This is a genomic window from Streptomyces sp. L500 (genome assembly GCF_054551825.1).
Window position 1 is genome coordinate 169,190 of record NZ_JBTOLC010000010.1, and the last position, 16,399, is coordinate 185,588.

Annotated in this window: 14 protein-coding genes; 4 read left to right on the top strand and 10 right to left on the bottom strand. The window is 72.2% G+C overall.

The annotated features are described in order from the left end of the window. Positions 1 to 52 precede the first annotated feature (52 nt). Positions 53 to 847: a phytanoyl-CoA dioxygenase family protein gene (locus tag ACX9I7_RS13045; RefSeq protein WP_459387411.1), complete on the bottom strand. Its 795-nt coding sequence runs from the start codon at positions 845 to 847 to the stop codon at positions 53 to 55. A 78-nt stretch (positions 848 to 925) separates the two neighbouring features. Beyond that, the gene (locus tag ACX9I7_RS13050; RefSeq protein WP_459387412.1) at positions 926 to 2,110 is read right to left on the bottom strand and encodes a cytochrome P450; all 1,185 of its coding nucleotides are present in this window, start codon (positions 2,108 to 2,110) and stop codon (positions 926 to 928) included. Positions 2,111 to 2,359: 249 nt separating this feature from the next. On the opposite strand from ACX9I7_RS13050, the gene ACX9I7_RS13055 reads away from it, so the two are divergent. Further along, on the top strand, positions 2,360 to 3,628 hold the full coding sequence (locus tag ACX9I7_RS13055) for a cytochrome P450 family protein (RefSeq protein ID WP_459387413.1): 1,269 nt from the start codon (positions 2,360 to 2,362) through the stop codon (positions 3,626 to 3,628). 26 nt (positions 3,629 to 3,654) lie between these two features. Here ACX9I7_RS13055 and ACX9I7_RS13060 read toward each other — a convergent pair whose 3' ends face one another. From ACX9I7_RS13060 to ACX9I7_RS13075, 4 genes are all read right to left on the bottom strand, one after another. After that, positions 3,655 to 4,194, bottom strand: coding sequence for a hypothetical protein (locus tag ACX9I7_RS13060; RefSeq protein WP_459387414.1), 540 nt, complete (start codon positions 4,192 to 4,194; stop codon positions 3,655 to 3,657). 79 nt (positions 4,195 to 4,273) lie between these two features. Then, positions 4,274 to 5,035 carry a thioesterase II family protein gene (locus ACX9I7_RS13065; protein WP_459387415.1) on the bottom strand — a complete coding sequence of 254 codons (762 nt, stop codon included), beginning with the start codon at positions 5,033 to 5,035 and terminating at the stop codon, positions 4,274 to 4,276. Continuing rightward, the gene (locus ACX9I7_RS13070; protein WP_459387416.1) at positions 5,032 to 5,889 is read right to left on the bottom strand and encodes an FkbM family methyltransferase; all 858 of its coding nucleotides are present in this window, start codon (positions 5,887 to 5,889) and stop codon (positions 5,032 to 5,034) included. Before ACX9I7_RS13070 ends, ACX9I7_RS13065 begins: the two co-directional genes overlap by 4 nt. 28 nt (positions 5,890 to 5,917) lie before the next feature. Then, on the bottom strand, positions 5,918 to 7,132 hold the full coding sequence (locus ACX9I7_RS13075; protein ID WP_459387417.1) for a cytochrome P450: 1,215 nt from the start codon (positions 7,130 to 7,132) through the stop codon (positions 5,918 to 5,920). A 295-nt stretch (positions 7,133 to 7,427) separates the two neighbouring features. On the opposite strand from ACX9I7_RS13075, the gene ACX9I7_RS13080 reads away from it, so the two are divergent. Further along, a complete protein-coding gene (locus ACX9I7_RS13080; protein ID WP_459387418.1) occupies positions 7,428 to 10,313 on the top strand; it encodes a helix-turn-helix transcriptional regulator in 2,886 nt (961 codons plus the stop codon). 105 nt (positions 10,314 to 10,418) lie between these two features. Here the strand turns inward: ACX9I7_RS13080 and ACX9I7_RS13085 are convergent, their stop codons facing one another. The 3 genes from ACX9I7_RS13085 to ACX9I7_RS13095 all read right to left on the bottom strand — a co-directional run bounded on the left by ACX9I7_RS13085 (position 10,419) and on the right by ACX9I7_RS13095 (position 14,592). Further along, positions 10,419 to 11,021: a hypothetical protein gene (locus ACX9I7_RS13085; RefSeq protein ID WP_387574063.1), complete on the bottom strand. Its 603-nt coding sequence runs from the start codon at positions 11,019 to 11,021 to the stop codon at positions 10,419 to 10,421. A 65-nt stretch (positions 11,022 to 11,086) separates the two neighbouring features. Continuing rightward, positions 11,087 to 14,053 carry an AfsR/SARP family transcriptional regulator gene (locus tag ACX9I7_RS13090; RefSeq protein ID WP_459387419.1) on the bottom strand — a complete coding sequence of 989 codons (2,967 nt, stop codon included), beginning with the start codon at positions 14,051 to 14,053 and terminating at the stop codon, positions 11,087 to 11,089. Further along, the gene (locus tag ACX9I7_RS13095; RefSeq protein WP_459387420.1) at positions 14,050 to 14,592 is read right to left on the bottom strand and encodes a hypothetical protein; all 543 of its coding nucleotides are present in this window, start codon (positions 14,590 to 14,592) and stop codon (positions 14,050 to 14,052) included. The genes ACX9I7_RS13090 and ACX9I7_RS13095 overlap by 4 nt, the downstream gene beginning before the upstream one ends. Positions 14,593 to 14,753: 161 nt before the next feature. Here ACX9I7_RS13095 and ACX9I7_RS13100 point away from each other — a divergent pair, with 161 nt between their 5' ends. After that, a complete protein-coding gene (locus ACX9I7_RS13100) occupies positions 14,754 to 15,347 on the top strand; it encodes a hypothetical protein (RefSeq protein ID WP_459387421.1) in 594 nt (197 codons plus the stop codon). A gap of 79 nt (positions 15,348 to 15,426) precedes the next feature. Here the strand turns inward: ACX9I7_RS13100 and ACX9I7_RS13105 are convergent, their stop codons facing one another. Then, the gene (locus ACX9I7_RS13105; protein WP_459387422.1) at positions 15,427 to 15,993 is read right to left on the bottom strand and encodes an HD domain-containing protein; all 567 of its coding nucleotides are present in this window, start codon (positions 15,991 to 15,993) and stop codon (positions 15,427 to 15,429) included. A 203-nt stretch (positions 15,994 to 16,196) separates the two neighbouring features. Here ACX9I7_RS13105 and ACX9I7_RS13110 point away from each other — a divergent pair, with 203 nt between their 5' ends. After that, entirely contained in the window at positions 16,197 to 16,373 is a 177-nt protein-coding gene (locus tag ACX9I7_RS13110; RefSeq protein WP_459387423.1) for a hypothetical protein, read from the top strand. Positions 16,374 to 16,399: the final 26 nt, after the last annotated feature.

The following is a 16,399-nucleotide window of genomic DNA, read 5'->3' on the forward strand; positions in this document are numbered from 1 at the left end:
CGTGCTCGGGAACCGTCGTGCCAGGGACGGTCGCGTTCAGGGACGATCGCGGTCAGGGACGGTCGAACCGGCCGCGGTCGATCCGGAGCGGCGTGTGGTCGCGGCCGACGAGGTGCTCGGGGCGCGGAGCGCCGACCGGGGACGGCGCGGCCGACACCGGGTTGTAGGTGAGGATCAGCAGGCGGCGGGCGAAGGGGGAGACATTGGTCCCGGAGCCGTGGACGATCTGCGGGCTGAACAGCAGCACGCTGCCCCGCGCTCCCTTCGGGCTGACCATCTCGTGCCGCTTGACCAGATCGGCGAGTTCGACGGGGGTCAGGGAGTACGCGTCGGGATCGATGTGGCCGGCGCCGTGGTCCCGCGCGGACGCGCCGCGGTCCAGCGTGCCCAGCCGGTGCGAGCCGCGCAGGAAGATCACCGGGCCGTTGAACTCGGTGCCGTCGTCGAGGAAGAGCGCGACATTGACCTGTGAGGCGTCCGGCATGTTGTCGGCGTCGCGCCAGACGATGTAGTCCTGGTGCCACGCCCACTCCCCGCCGCCGAAGGCCCGCTTGAAGTTGACCTTCATCTGATGGACGTAGAGGTCGGCGTCGGCGATCTGCCGGGCCGGGCCGAGCAGCCGCTCGGTGCGCACCAGCCGTTCGAAGACCGGGTGGCGGGTGTGCGAGGCGTAGATCGACCGGGAGGTGACGCCGTCGTTCTCGGTGATCAGCCACGGGCCGGGTACGTGCTCGTCCTCTGCCAGCGCGAGGCACAGGTTCTCGACCTCATCGCCGGAGAACGCGTTCTCCAGCAGGACGAATCCGTCGTTGTGGTAGCTCGCGAGTTGTTCCTCGGTGAGTTTCATGGCTTTCTCCGCGTGGACCTGGTCGGCAGGAGGGGGTGACCGACGATCGCGTCAGGTGCGGCGACCCGTGGTGTGGGATCAGTGGTGGCGGAAGGCGACGTGCAGGGAACGCGGACCGGCGACTCCGGGTGTGTCGTAGTAGTCGACGGGCGTGCCCGTCACCTCGAACCGGCTGAACCGGTCGAGCATCGCCTCCAGCGCGATGCCCAGTTCGAGGCGGGCCAGCGGGGCGCCCAGGCAGTAGTGGATGCCGTGGCCGAACCCCAGATGTCGGCGGGTGTCACGGTGGATGTCGAACCGGTCGGCGTCGGTGAACCGCTGTTCGTCGCGGTTGCCGGAGATGAACGACAGCGACACGAACTGGCCCGCCGACAGCCGCTCGGTGCCGACCGTGACCGGGCGGGTGGTGACCCGCATGTTGCTGACGATCACCGGCCGGTACCTGAGCGTCTCCTCGACGGCTGAGGGGATCAGTGCGCGGTCGGCGCGTATCGCGGCCTCCGCGGCGGGGTGCTCGGCGAGTGTGAGGACGACGTTCGCCAGCAGCAGCGTGGTCGTCACATGGCCGGCGAGCAGGAGGAGGTTGGCGAAGTTCACCACCTCTTCCTCGGTGAGCCGCTCCCCGTCGACCTCGGCCCGGGTGAGACGGCTGATCAGATCGTCCTGGGGGTCGGCCCGGCGTCGCCGGCAATGGACCCTCAGATGGTCCAGCAGTTCCTTCTGGGTGTCCGTGACGCGTCTGCGGACCGCCTCGTCCGACAGGTCGCCCTTGTCGAAGGAGAGCAGGCGCTGTGCCCAGTCGCGGAACAGTTCGCCCTCCTCCTCCGGCAGACCGAGCAGCTCGGCGATCACCAGGACGGGCAGCGGATCGGAGAGATCGGCGACGACGTCCATCTCGCCGCGGTCGGCGACGGCGTCGAGCAGTCGATCCGTGACGGCCTCGATCCTGGGCCGCAGTCCCGCGACCGCGCGAGCCGTGAACGAGCGGCTCACCAGATCACGCACCAGGCGGTGCCGGGGCGGGTCCATCGCCGTCAGATTGCCCGCGGTGAGATCGCCGGTGCCCATCTCCCCGGGCAGGTACCGCCACAGCTCCGACGAGAAGGTGGCCGGGTCGGCGGTGGCCCGTGTGATGTCGGCGTGCCGGTAGAGCGTCCACACCCGGGTGAGGGGATCGCGGTGCACCGGGTGGTGCGTCCGCATGTCCCGCAGCCACCGGTGCAGCGAGCGTCCCCCGTCGAGCGAGTACGCCGGGGCCGTCATGACGCCGATTCAGCGCGTACGCGTATGCCTGCCGAAGATCCGTCCACGCTCACATCGCCCCCGTCGTGCTTTCGGAAGATCTTCCGCAATCCTTCGCGACGACGGTCGCTCACCGCACCAGGGGAACCACCCCAGAAGAACCCCAGGATGAGCCGATGCGGACACCGCGTAGTCCAGGGTTGTGGCGGCGGGCCCGGGCAACGGAGGGTTGGGGGCAGCGAGCGCGTTCGGTGCATACGGAGGGCATCCGTGAGTGGTCAGCCTGTCGACGATCAGCAGCAGCCGCCCGGCGTACCGGCACCGCCGCCCAACGTCCTCACCGACCCGCACGCCGTGTACACGCATCTGCGGGAGCAGGCGGCCGCCTGTCCCATGCGCTCGCTCGACGGGTCGTTGATGTGGGTGGTCGGACGCCACGAGGGCGTACGGTCGGTGCTCGCCGACCCCCGGTTCGCCAACGATCCGGCCTCGGCCGGTGCGCCGCTCATGCAGGTCAACGCGATGCGGAAGCTCGGTCTCGCCGAGGAGCTCATCCCGTACCTCGCGGACACCCTCCTCGACAACGACGGCGCGGTCCACAGCCGGTTGCGGCGACTGGTGGCACCCGCGTTCGCCGCGCGGCGGATCCTCGCCCTCCGTCCGCGCATCGAGCGGCTCACGGACGATCTCCTGGACGAGATGGCGGAACACGCCGAGGGCGGTGTCGCCGACTTCCTCAGCCTGTTCGCCTATCCGCTGCCCATCACGGTGATCTGCGAACTCGTCGGCGTGCCGATGGACGACCGGCCCGCCTGGCTGCACTGGACCCACGCCCTGTCGTTCGAGCAGGAGAAGCTGGGCGAGACGCTCGGACCGCTCGTGGACCACACCCAGGCGCTGGTCGAACATCGCCGGGCCCGGCCGGCAGACGACCTGATCAGCGAGCTGATCCGGGCGCGGGACGGTGACCGTCTCACCGACCGGGAACTGGTCACGATGGTGCTCAGCCTGATCATCGCGGGACACGACACCACGGCCAACTTCCTCGCCAACAGCGTCTGGGCCCTGCTGACCCACCCCGACCAACTGGCGCTGCTCCGCGCCGACCCGGAGCTGATGCCGCAGGCGGTGCACGAGCTGCTGCGCTGGTGCGGGCCCGTCCTGGTGTCGCGACTGCGCTACGTCACCGAGGACGCCGACCTCGGCTGGGCGTCGTTCCAGGCGGGGGACGCGGTGATGGCCGCGCTGAGCGGCGCCAACCACGACCCTCGGGAGTTCCCGGACCCGGAGCGTCTGGACATCACCCGCGGGCACCGCACCCGCGGGGAGACGCACATGTCCTTCGGCGCCGGCCCGCACTACTGCCTCGGCGCCGGCCTGGCCCGCCATCAGGCCGAGATCGCCCTGGGCCGCTTGCTGATCCGCTGGCCCTCCCTGTCACTGGCCGTGAGCCCCGAGGAGCTGAACTGGCAGCCGGTGTCCGGCATGCGCAAGCTGGAGCGCCTGCCGCTGCGGCTGGACGGAGCCCGGCCGGCCTGACCGTCCGGGACGGATGCCCCGTGCCCTCACGGTTCGTCGGTGTCGGCCTCGTCCGGGTTCCGCGTCAGGCCTCCGGACACGGGGCGGGTCGCGTCGAGCCCTCGGTCGCGCCATCGTTCGCTCTCGACGGGATCGAGGTGGCGGCCGGCCCAGTCGTCGAGGTCGTGGGCGTACGCCTCCGGCGCGTAGGCGGCCTGGGGGATGGCCAGTTCCGGGAGGTCGTCTCCGGGCTCGTGCCGCATCGGCTGGGCCAAACCGGCCTGCCAGCGCTGCTCCCGCGGCAGCCACCGCTCGGCGACGGACTCGGTGCGGATGCCCATCGCGACCGCGATGCCGGTCCAGTCGGTGCCGTTCTCCCGTGCGTGCAGGACGGCGGCCTCCACCAGCCTGTCGACGCACGAGCGCACCCGGAGCGCCTGGAGCAGCAGTTCCTGCGCGGTGCGCCGGTCGTCGTCCAGGGTGGGAACCAGGCGGAGCGCCTCGTCGACGGCGTCGCGGGCCCGGTCGGCGAGGACGAGACGGGCCAACGCGGCGGTCGTATAGGGGTTCGGTGGCCTATCGGACACGGACGGCTCCGCGTACGACGGCTCCGAATACGGCGTGCGGGGAACGCGGGCCCGAGCGGTGTGGCGCCATCGGGCGAGTCTAGCCCCGGGCCCGGTCGCGGTCGTCCCGCGCGCAGTCCGCCGTCACCGCCCGGCAGACCGCGGCCGGGTCCTCGTGCGGGAAGAAGTGGGTGCCGTCGAAGACGCGTATCCGGGCTTCCGGGGCCAGCTCCCGCCACCCCTCCAGCGACTCGACCGGGACGTCGTGATCCGCCGCGGCCCCGTACACCGAGACCGGCGACGTCAACGGGCGCGTGAAATCCGGTGTGTACCGCTCGATCAGATCCAGGTCGGCACGGAGCCCGGCCAGGAGCCGCGGGCCGAACTCGGGGTCGGTCAGGAGGCTTTCGTCCGTGCCGCCGAGCCGTCGGACGTAGGCGGCCATGTGCTCGTCGGACGCCCTGAGCACATCGGGCGGAAAGGTCCGCCGGGAGCCCGGAGGCGCGGCGGCGCACAGCACCGTACGCTCCGGGAGCGGCCCGGCCGAGTCCTCCAGCAGGCGCAGCGTCTCCGCGGCGATCAGCGCGCCGAGGCTGTGGCCCAGCAGGATCCACGGCTCCGGCAGTTCGCGCACCGCGCTCGCGAGGGCGGCGGCCCGGCACCCGATACCGGAGCGGCCTTCCGATCCGTCGGGCCGGTCCCAGTGCACGGCCCGGACCGTGAAACCGCGCGGGCCGAACACCCGGTGCCAGGAGTGGAAGGCCACGGCGCTGCCCCCGGCGTGCGGCACGCAGACCAGTGTCCGGCCGGCCTTCGGCCGCTCGGTGCCCAGCGTGACGAGCGCCGCCTGCTCGGCACTCATCGGCCGGCCTCCTCATGGGCGTCGTACGGCACGACCGGTTGCCGGGTGCGCTCCGCCCGGTAGGCGTAGACCTCGTACATCTCGGTGCCCCGTAGTGCGGGGTCCTGCCGCACCCGCAGGGAGAAGCCCATGTCCCGCAGCAGCTCGCTCAGCTGTGCGAGCCTGTCGCCCTCGTCGTGGACCTCGGCCACGACGGCGCCGACGCGCGGCCAGTCGGCGGTGTCGACCCCGCGCAGGACGTCGAGTTCCGCGCGTTCGACATCGACCTTGAGCAGTGCCACGGACCGGAGGTCGTGCTCGCGCATGAGGTCGGAGACGGTGGTGACCGGGACCTGGATGGTCCGGCCCTCGTGCAGTCCGTCGATCATCATGTCGACGGACTCCTCGTCGAGACCGCCGTGGCGGAGGAAGGTCCTGGTGAGGGCGTCGTCGGCCGCACGGTCGGCGTACAGGCCGGAGTTGCCGGGGGCCGCCGGGTAGTAGGTGAAGTCCTGGGTACCGGGCACGGCTCCCACGGCGGTGCGCACCGCGGTCGCTCCCGGGACGTGGCGGGTGAGGTTGTCCCGCAGACAGGCGAAGACGTCGGGTACGGGTTCGGCGGAGAGGATCCGCAGCCCGCGCCGCGTGTCGGCGAACGCGATCGACACCAGCCCGATGTTGGCGCCGATGTCGAGAACCGTGTCGTGGGGGCGCAACTGGCGTGCGGCGAACCCGTACAGACCGTCGCCCGTGGCCTCCCGCCAGATGAGCAGCGCCTCCGCGGGGCTGGTGCACGACACCCGTCGGCCGTCCGGGAGGCTCACCTCCCGCCGCGTCGCGCCGGGTACGTCGTGCGCGGCTCGTTCCTCGCTCATCGTCGCCTCCTTCGGCTCGCGCGGTGGGTCAGGCGGCGACGAGCCGTACGGGCAGCGCGTCGTAGCCCCAGATCAGGATCGACCGCGTCCGCTGGGGAGGGCCGGTCGACTCGGCGTCGCGGACCCGGCGCAGCAGTTCCCCGAACAGGACGGTGAGTTCCCGGGTCGCGAGTGCCGCGCCGAGGCAGTAGTGGGGCCCGGCCGTGAAGGCGAGATGGGGGTTGGGGCGCCGGGTCACGTCGAACCGGTCGGGATCCTCGAACACCGTGTCGTCGCGGTTGCCGGCCGCCAGCCACAGCGCGACCTGGTCTCCGGGGGCCAGGGCGTGGCCGGCGATCTCGACCGGGGCGGTGGCGGTGCGCAGCACGTGCAGCGCGGGGCTGGTGAACCGCAGGATCTCCTGCACGGCGGTCGGCAGCAGCTCCGGGTCCTCGCGCAGCGACGCCCACTGTGCCGGATGGCGCATCAGCGCCAGCAGGCCGCCGACGCTCGCGTGCCGGGTGGTCTCGTTGCCTCCCGAGACGAGCCCGTCGCAGTTGAGGAAGATCTCCTCGTCGGTGAGGGGAACGCCGTCGACCGTGCCGTGCGCCAGCGCGGTGACCATGTCCTCCTGGGGTTCGCGTCGGCGGCGGGCCAGCAACTCCTCATAGTACGACAGGATGTCCGCGTGTGCCTCGGCCGACGCGAGCGGGTCGGCAGCCGTTTCCGCTCCCTCACCGAAGGCCACCATGGTGCGCTCCAGCATGAAGTCCCGGTCGCCGGGCGGGACTCCGAGCATGTCGCAGATCACCGCGAGCGGCAGCCGGGCCGCGACCCGGGTGAAGTCGCACTCGCCGGCCTCCAGGGCCTCGTCCAGTACGGTGGTGACCGTCTCACGCATGCTCTGTTCCAGCCGGGACACCATGCGCGGGGTGAAGGCGCCGCTGACGATCCGCCGGATACCGCTGTGTCGCGGCGGGTCGGTGATGATCAGCATCTTGCCGGAGGCCGCCGCCGTCGCCGCGGGGTTCTGGTCCAGCCGCATGCCCTGCTCGGAGGTGAAGTGCCGGGTGTCCTTGACGACCCGGGAGATCTCCGGGTGCGACAGCACGGCGTGGAACCGGCGGCCGTCGTACTCGCCCTCGTGCACGGGGGCGACGCGCCGCATCCGCTGCCAGAGCTCCTCGGGGTTTCCCTGCGCGTAGAGGTCCGGGTCGCAGAGCTCCAGCGAGGAAAGCGCGGTGACCGGCCGACCACGTGGCATACCGAAGGCTCCTGGGGTGAGGGGGAGCCCCGATTGTGTCCGACACCGGTCCCGGGCAGAACCCCAGAGTTCTTCATGCGTCATCCGTCCCGATTCCAGGGGGCGTCACAAGAACTCTGGGGTACGGTCACGGCCGACGGCGACGCGGCCTCGGCGGTCATACCGCGCGGGATTCTTATTTCGGGACGAAGGCCGTTTTGGCGAGCGAGTCGCCCGTCCAAAATCATCCTGGACGCTCGCACAGAGGTCGTGTAATCTCGAATTCATTCATGCGTTCAAGTGAAATAGCAGTGAAATGTTCTCGGCCAGGCTATACGGGGAAACGCTGACCGTGGTAACTAATGTATTTGACAGAACGCGCACCGAACTTCTCGAACGGCAAGCCGAAATATCCGCCATCGAGCGAAAACTCGACGATTTGCGCAGTGGCTTCGGTGGAGTCATAGCGGTCGAAGGCGCACCGGGTACGGGCAAGTCGAGCCTCCTTCACGACCTGCACCGCAAGGCCGTCGACAGTAAGTTCCTGGTACTCCATGCAAGAGGCAACGAATTCGAGGCGCCATTCGCCCTGGGAGTGGTCGCCCAACTGATTGAATCCCTGGTCGAGGACCCTCCGGGCGGGGAACTGTCCGCCCGGCTGCACGCATCGCGCATCGCGCACCTGCTGCACGGCGAACTGCCCGAGGAGGCACACCCGGCGGAATGGCGCGCACTGCTCCACGAATTGCACCGGGTCTTTCTGGACCTCGCCGGCGACCGACGCCTCGTCCTCGTGGTCGACGACGCGCAGCTGGCCGACCTGCCCTCGTTACGCTTTCTCAGTTACCTCGCCGTCCGGGTCGGGCGGAGCCCCATCGTGCTGACCGTCGCCATGGAACCCCGGGGGCCCGGGCCGGCCGCCGATCTGCTGAGCGCCGTGGTCACCTCCTTCGAGTCGACCGTGCTCCGTCCGGCGCCGCTGAGCCTGCGGGCCCTGGAGCAGGTCGTCGCGGAGACCATCGGCGGACCCGACCCCTCGGCGATCGCCGAGTCGCTCTTCGAGGCGACCGACGGCAACCCGATGCTGGTGCGGGCCGTGCTCGACGAGGCGGCCACCGGTCCCGGACGGGCGGCCGGGACCGGCCCGGACCGGCTGACCGAACGTGCCCCCCGCGGCCTCACCCGCTGGATCGTCCGCAAGCTGCGCGGCCTTCCCGAGCTGTCCCTCGAACTGGCCCAGGCGGTGGCGGTGTTGGGTCCCGCGACGGAGCCATGGGTGGTGGAGCGGACCACCGGCCGCGCCGGCGCCGGGGTCGACAAGGCGTTCGCCGCGCTGATCGACGCGGAGATCCTGGTCGACGGACCGGTACTGCGGTTCGCCCATCCGCTGGTGTGCACGGCGGTCCAGGACAGCACCCCGCTGGCCACCCGCAGCCGGTTGCACGCCCGTGCGGCACGTGCGCTGGCCACCACCGGGGCCTCGCCGGAGCAGGTCGCCGGCCATCTGCTGGAAGCGCCGGCCCAGGCCGACCAGCGGACCGTCAGAAGCCTCCTCGACGCCGCCGCAGCCGCGACCGCGCGGGGCGAGCCGGACGCCGTGTCCTATCTGCGCCGAGCCTTGCGCGAGCCCCCGGCCGACCGCGATCTGCCGATGGTCCTGAGCCGCCTCGGCACGGCGGAGCTGTCCGTCGACCACGAGGCGGCCGCCGCGCACCTCGGGGAAGCACTGGAGCACACCTCCGCACCGGACGCGCGCGCCGCCGTCGCACACGACCTGGCCTGGGCGCTCGCCGCCGGCTTCCGATTCGAGGAGGCCGTCGCCGTACTGGCCGACACCATCGTCGAACTCCCGGCGTCGGCCGCCGTCGCGGACCTGTACGACGCCCTGTCCTGGATCGGCAGGTTGTCCCCCGGCGCCCGTGATCTCAGGCGGCAACGCCTGGCCCGGATCCAGGAGCGGACGGCTGGAGCAGGCTTTCCCGGGAACGTCCAGGACGTCCAGGACCTCCTCGAACACCTGTGGAACGGCACGGACGCCCGACGGATGGCGGACTCGGCCGACCACGTACTGCGCCGAGCGGGCACGCCCGCCGAGAAGGGCGTCGGCTGGGGCGCGGCCCTCGCCGCGTCCTGGTCCCTGGCGATCTGCGACCGGCTCCCGGAAGCGCGCCGCGCCCTGCGGACGGTGACGGACGAGGCCCGGCGCCGGGGAGGCCATCTCTTCCACCTCGACCACTGCCTGCGGGCGTACGTCGAGCTACAGCTCGGTCAGGTGCCCGCCGCCGCCGAACTCGCCGTGACGGCGCTGGAGGCGAGCGAGTCGGCGGGGCGCCCCACGATCGCGCAACCGATCGCGGCGGCCGCCCTGGTCGAGTCGCTGATCGAGCTGGGCGAGCTGGAGCGGGCCACCGCCGAACTGTCGGACCGTGAGTTGCTCCACGTCGAGAGCGACACCTCCGTCCACCTCCCCCTGTTGCGCGCCCGTGGACGGCTACGGCTCGCGCTCGGCCAGACCGACGCCGGGGTGGCCGATCTGCTGAGGGGGCGAGGACTCGACGCGGAACTCGGCCCGGTGGCCGCGTCGGTGGGTATGTGGACCCCGATCGTCACGGTCCTCCACCGCGGTGGACGGGTGCGGGACGCACAGGAGCTGGGCAAGGAGGAGCTCGCCCGTGCGCACAGCTTCGGAGCGGCCCGCCCCTTGGCCGTGGTGCTGCGGACCCTGGCCGCGACCGCGACCCCGGACCGCGCCCTGCGGCTGCTGGAAGAGGCCGTCGACCTGCTGGACGGCTCCCCGGCCCTCCTCGAACGGGCCCGCACCCTCTACGTCCACGGCAGACTGCTGGCCAGGGTCGGCAAGACCTCGACGGCGCGCGAGCGACTCCTGCTCGCCGTCGAACTCGCCGGGGAGTGCGGGGCGTATCCGCTGCACGGCCGGGCCCGGGAGGAGTTGCTGTCACTCGGGGCCCCGGCCCGTGGCGCGGGACGCCGCAAGCGGTCCCCGTCCACGTTGACGCCCTCCGAGGAACGAGTGGCGGCCCTCGCGGTCGAGGGCCTGAGCAACCGGGACATCGCCCGGACGCTCTTCGTGACGGTCAAGACGGTGGAGTGGCACCTCACCCAGGCGTACCGGAAACTCGGCATCGTCTCGCGGGAGGATCTCTCCCGGGCGCTTGAGACGTCGGCCGCGGAGCACCGCTGAGGTTCTCGCGAGGCGTGCCCTGGACGACATGGGCTGATGCCCCGCCGGAGAAGTCCGGCGGGGCATCAGCGGCTCTCGGGCCGCGGGGAAGGCGGTGGGGACGGGTCAGCGGTCGAAGCTGATCGAGCTGGCCTGGTCGTTCATGGCGTCGCCGACGTAGGGGACGGCGCCGCGGTAGGTCTGGCTGAAGCCGAGGAAGTTGGCGTGCTGGAAGAGGGTGATGTCGCACTGGCCGGAGGAGACGGAGCTGATCGAGTCGTTCCAGCCGTCGTACAGGTTGGCGAACTCGGGGTAGCGCCGGCAGCCGAGACTGCCGACGAGGTTGAGCGAGTTGCCGCCGAAGTCCTTGTCGCTGTAGATCGTGCCGAGGACGCGGGTCTCGGCGGCCGCGGCGGACCGGGCGTTCTGGGCGAACTTCGCGCCGTGCTCGCCGCGCGGTCCGCTGAGGCGCTCCTGGAGCTTCTTGTCGTGCGCGGCGGCCCGGGAGTCGTCCGGGGCGTCGGTGACGCGGCCCTTGGTGGCGGCCGAGATGGCCGCTCTGTAGCTGGAGAAGCAGGACTTGCTGTTGGTGTCGGTGTCGATCACACAGTGCTGGGTGGTCGTGGCGCGGGTGGGCTTGGTGTCCTGGGCGACGGCGGGCGAGACGACGGCGGCCATGGTGGCCAGGGTGCCGAGGCCGAGGGTGGCAAGAGCGCGAGCGGTCTTCACGGGTTCCTCCTGGGGACGGTCGGTGCGGCGGTTCTCGCCGTGCGGCAGAGACTGCCGCCCCGCGTTCACCGCGTGATAAACGGCGCTGTTGCGTGCTCGTCCGGCAGCCGGTTCTCGTCCAGCAGCCGGCGGAGCTCCGCGACGTCCTGCTCGGCGCCCAGCCCCTCGAAGAGTTCCAGCGCGGCCCGCAGACAGGCGCCGGCGCGGGCCTGCTGCCCCAGGTGGACGAGGCTGCGGCCGAGCGTCCGGAGCAGACCGCCCTCCAGCATCGCGCTGACCTTGCGGGCGAGCGGCAGGAACGTCTCGGCGGTCTGCGCCGCGAGCGCGTACCGCTCCTCCTCGGCGTGGAGTTCCGCGATCAGGTTGCCCGACGCGGCCTCGAAGGAGGACACGTTCAGGGTGCGGAAGAGCGGCAGGGCGGCGCCGGCCCGGCGCAGCGCCTCGTCCCGGTCCCCGCACAGCCGCAGCACCCGGGCCAGGTAGTACAGGCCGATGGCCTTGGACACCGACTCCCGCCCGCCGAGCAGCTCCGCGCCCCGCTCGGCCGCCGCCCGCGCCTCGGGGAGGCGGCCCTGGCGGGCGTAGTTGAAGGCCAGCTCGCCCAGAGCGGTGCCCTCGGCGGTCGCCGCGTCCAGTGACCGGAAGAACCGTACCGACGCCTCCCCGTGCGCGACCGCGTCGTCGAAGCGGCCGCGGACCCGGGCGTGGGCGCACAGCGTGAGATGGGCCGAGGCGCACAACCGAAGGTCGGCTTCGTGGCCGCAGAGCTCCAGGCAGCGGTGGAGTTCGGCCTCGGCCTCGGGGAAGGCGTTGGCGTGCCACAGCGCGTTCCCGCGCACGTAACGGGCCAGGGCCTCGGACGGCCGGTCGCCCCGCCGGGCGGCGACCTCGGCGACCTGCCGGGCCTGTTCCGACACCGCCGTGAGGTGGGTGATGCCGGAGAGCACCGTGTTGAGCCGGTCGAGGAGATCGGCGGCCTGGGAGAGCGGCAGGCCGTCGTCGGCGGCGCAGGCGCGGGCGATCAGCGCCCGTTGCAGGGCGGTCTCCTCGCGCATCCAGTCGGTGGCCTCCCGGGCGGTGGCGAAGGCGAGCCCGGGGGAGGCCGGTACGACGTCGATGAGCGTGCGTTCGTCCGGCTCGGCCGAGTGCGCGACCGCGTCGGCGTTGCGGGCCGTGGCCAGGCAGAAGTCCAGCAGACCGGCGAGGGCGCGGGTGGTCGTGCCGGGGGAGTCCTCGCGGGCTCCCCGGGACCGGGCGAAGGCGCGGACGAGGTCGTGGAACTGGTAGCGGTCCAGGCGGTGCGACTCCAGCAGGTTGAGTTCGACGAGGGATTCGAGGAGCTCCTCCGCCTCGTCGGTGCCCAGTCCCAGCAGGGCGGCCGCGCTCGGCAGGGCGAGGTCGGGGACGTCGAGGACCGCCAGCAGCCGGAAGGCGCGGGCCTGTTCCGGGGTGAGGGTGGTGTAGGAGAGCTCGAAGGCGGCGTCCACGGCGGCGTCGCCGGTGCGCAGTTCGTCCAGGCGCCGACGTTCGTCCGCCAGCCGCCGGACCATGTCCGCCAGCGGCCTGCCGGGTTCGGCCGCCAGGCGGGAGGCGACGATCCGCAGGGCGAGCGGGAGGTGTCCGCAGGCGGCCACGAGCGCGACGGCCGCCTCCGGTTCCGCGTCCACGGCGCGGTCGCCGATGGCGCGCCGCAGCAGGTGGAGGGCGTCCCCGGGCGGCATGACGTCCAGCCGCAGGTGGTGCGCCCCGGCGAGCCCGGTGAGCCAGGCGCGGCTGGTCACCAGGACGGCACAGTCGGCGGCGCCGGGGATCAGCGGTCTGAGCTGTTCGCAGGAGGCCGCGTTGTCCAGCAGCAGGAGCATCCGGCGGTCGGCCAGCAGGGTGCGGTAGAGCGCGACGCGTTCGTCGGCGTCGTCGGGGACGTCCTCGTCGGCGACGCCCAGCCCCCGCAGGAATCCCTCCAGCACGTGGTGCGGATGGAGGGGTTCGGCGTCGGCGCCGCGCAGGTCGACGTACAGGCGGCCGTCCGGGAACGCGTCGTCGCCGAGCTCGTGCGCGGTGTGCACGGCGAGCGTGGTCTTGCCGACGCCTGCCATGCCGTTGACCGCCGAGACGACGACGGCCGAGGCGTCCGTCCCGGTCAGCAACCCGGTCAGCTCCCGGAGCTGCTCGTCACGCCCGGTGAAGCCGGGAACGGGGGAGGGGAAGGCGCCGCCCGGACCGGGTGTGCGGGGCCGGGGTCCGCTGTCCTCGGGCAGCCGCAGTGCGGGGTCGCAGCGCAGTATCCGCTGGTGCAACGCGGCCAGTTCGGGGCCGGGCGCGGTGCCGAGGTGGCGCCGGGTGTCCTCGTGGACGCCCAGCGCCTCGGCCTGGCGGCCCGCGCGGTACAGCGCCAGCATCTGTACCGCGCGCAGCCGCTCGCTGGCGGGGAACTCCATGACCAGGGCGCCCGCTTCGGCGGCCAGGTGGGGCCGGTCGCCGAGCTCGGCGTCGAGGGCGAGCCGGGCCTCCAGCAGGGATTGCCGCGTCCGCTGGAGACGGGCGCGCAGGGCCCGGGCGTGCGGTCCGTGGAGCCCGGCCAGCGGCTCGCCCGTCCACAGCTCCAGCGCGCCGGTGAGGACCTCGCGGGCCTGCCCGGCGGTGCCGCCGGAGGCCCGGATCTCCTCGGCCCGGGCCGCGGCGCGCTCGAAGGCCCAGGTGTCCACGGCACGGGCGGGGACGCGCAGCGCGTACCCCCCGCTCCCTCCGTCGCCGACGGTGACGAGCAACGGCTCGGCGGTGTGCCGGGCCAACGCCCGGCGCAGCCGCCACACATGGGTACGGACCGAGTGCTCCGGACGGGACGGCCGGTCGCCCTCGTCCCACACGGCGTCCACGAGCAGCGGCATCGACACCGTCCGGCCGGCGGCGGCCAGCAGCACCGCCAACACCTCGTGCGAACGGGGCTGCCCGAGGTCGACCGGCAGCCCGTCGCACCAGGCCCGCATCGGGCCGAGCAGAGCGAATGCCGGCTCCGGGGCGGGGGTGTTCACCGGGCGGGGGAACCGCAGGGGAACTGGAGCCCGTAGGAGGCCGACCAGAGCCGGACGAAGTAGGGGGCCTCGCTGTCGGTCGTCGCCAGGATCGACATGTCCCCGCCGGGGTGGACGGTGAGTTTGGTCCACGGCATGTGCCGGCAGTCGTCGTTGCCGGTCCGGCTCTGCCAGAGAGTGCCGCCGTCCGGGGCGGTGACGACGAGGTTGCCGTCGGCGCGCAGTTCGGCCTTGTTGCCCTCCCCGGTGGTCCCGGAGTGCCAGCGCGGCTGCCGGTCCCCGGCGCCGCCGGCACCGGTGGTGTAGAGGGCGAGGTCGCCGTTCTGCTGCATGACGAGGCGGGTGTCACCGGACGTCAGACTCGCGCCGGGGGCCAGCGTGCCGCCGTTGGCGAGGGTGTCGGAGGCGGCGGGCGCGGCGGTGGGCACGGCGGCGTGGGCCGCGCCGCCGGTGGCCAGGAGCCCGGTGGCGGCGAGGAGGACGGCGGCCGCGGCGGAGGCGGTGCGCGTGACAGTCGGGCGGTTCGTTCTCAGCGACATTGCGAGACCTTTCCGGCTGGGTGGTACGTCTTTTGCGTACTGGTCCCGACCATCCCGGGTGCCGCTCTACAAACGATCGACAACTCGTTAACGGACAATGGGGGATGGGGCGCTGAGGAGGCAGGGGCCACCCGGAACACGGCAGAAGGAAGCGTTTGACCATGGGAGCGGACATCACCGTCCTCATAGTGGACTGGCGTCACTTGGAGAACATCCCCGAGCTCGAACGCGAGAGCGCGCTCATGGAGGCGGCGGATCCGGACGACGATGACGGACCGGTCGAGGACGGCTGGGCCTGGCTGCCACCGGCCCCCGAGGGGTTCCCGGCCTGGTGCGGACGGTACGAGTTCGGCGGCACGCTGGGCTCGTACAAGCCGCACTTCTGGGCGGGCGAACGGTGGAACGCCATGCGCGAGCACGTCCCGGACGACCTGCGCACCGCGCTGGACGACTTCCTCGCCGGGCTGATCTGGGATCTGCCCGGCACCGACCCCGGTGAGGACGGCGCCGAACCGTGGCACGGCGCCCTGTGGACCTACTGCCCACCCCCCGACGTCCCCGCCCTGGCGCAGGCATGGGACACGGTCGTCCCCAGGCTCGAAGAACTACGCGGACCGTTCACCACCCACGTCACCGCCGACCCCGGGGAATGGGTCGAGCGGTTCGAGGAACTCACCAAGCTGCTCCACGGCTGGGGCGAAGCCGTCACTCAGGCCCACCATCGCGGATGGGGGCTGGTCGGACTGCCCATCTGATCCCGTTCCGCTTCGCGCCGTCGGCTTCGCTGCGCCGGAAACTCCCCGGCGCACGGGTGGGCCGGTGGTCCGGGACGGATCACGAAGATCTCGGGCCCCGTCCGCCGGATCGAGGGGCTTCTCGGCGGCCGTCCAGTGCCGCGACACGCGCGCTCAGCTCTGCGAGCAGCGGTGGGTTGACGATGCGGACGATCGCCTCGATGTCCTCCTGGCGCGCGGCCGGCCACAGCTGGGCTCTCGCGGACCGGTACTTCACATCGAGGCGCTCCCGCTTGTCCGGCGGTAGCTGAGCGGCCCGGTCCGGGCGCGAGTTGTGAGCGTTGTCGGAGATTTTCACGAGGGTCGCCTGTGGGCTGGCGGTGATGTGTGCGATCTTCTCCTCGTACGGCATGCCGGGCACGTTGGTCACCGCCTCGACGATCTCGACGACCCGGGCGGGGACCCCGCTCTCACGCAGCCTCTCAGCGGTCCAGTCGGTGTCTTCCAGGATGTCGTGGAGCAGACCTGCCTTGACCAGGTCGTCGCCGAACGGGGCGAGCCCGGCGGCCACCGCGCGGACGTGCTCGATGTACGGCACGCCGTTCTTGTCGACCTGCCCGGCATGTGCCCGGGCCGCAAGCAGATCGACCTCGCTGACAGACTTCATCCCCGTTGTTCCCTCCCGGCGGCTCCACGGTGTGTGCCGCTTCTTCGTGCTGAACTGTTGTGCGAAGGATTACCGGGGAGCATCTTGCCCAGGGTCGGCGGTGCGGGGCCAGTCGGCACGGTCCGCATGGGTACAGCACACAGTGGTCACCCCGCAGACATACCGCGCCCGGATCATGTGCTCTCGCCACACGGGCTCCCGAGGTGCCGCTTTCTGACGCGCCGGAGGGGACCACGGCGGCGGACGTGACCGGCGCGACGGACGCGACCCCGGCGGCGGTCGCCGGGCGCGCACCCGTCCCCGCGGTCGCCCGCCCCTGGTGGGAGACCGACCCGGGGATCGTGGGGGAGCGCTTCCGGTGGGAGCGCGGCACCCGGTGACGCCGGACCGCCGCCCGCGCGGAGGC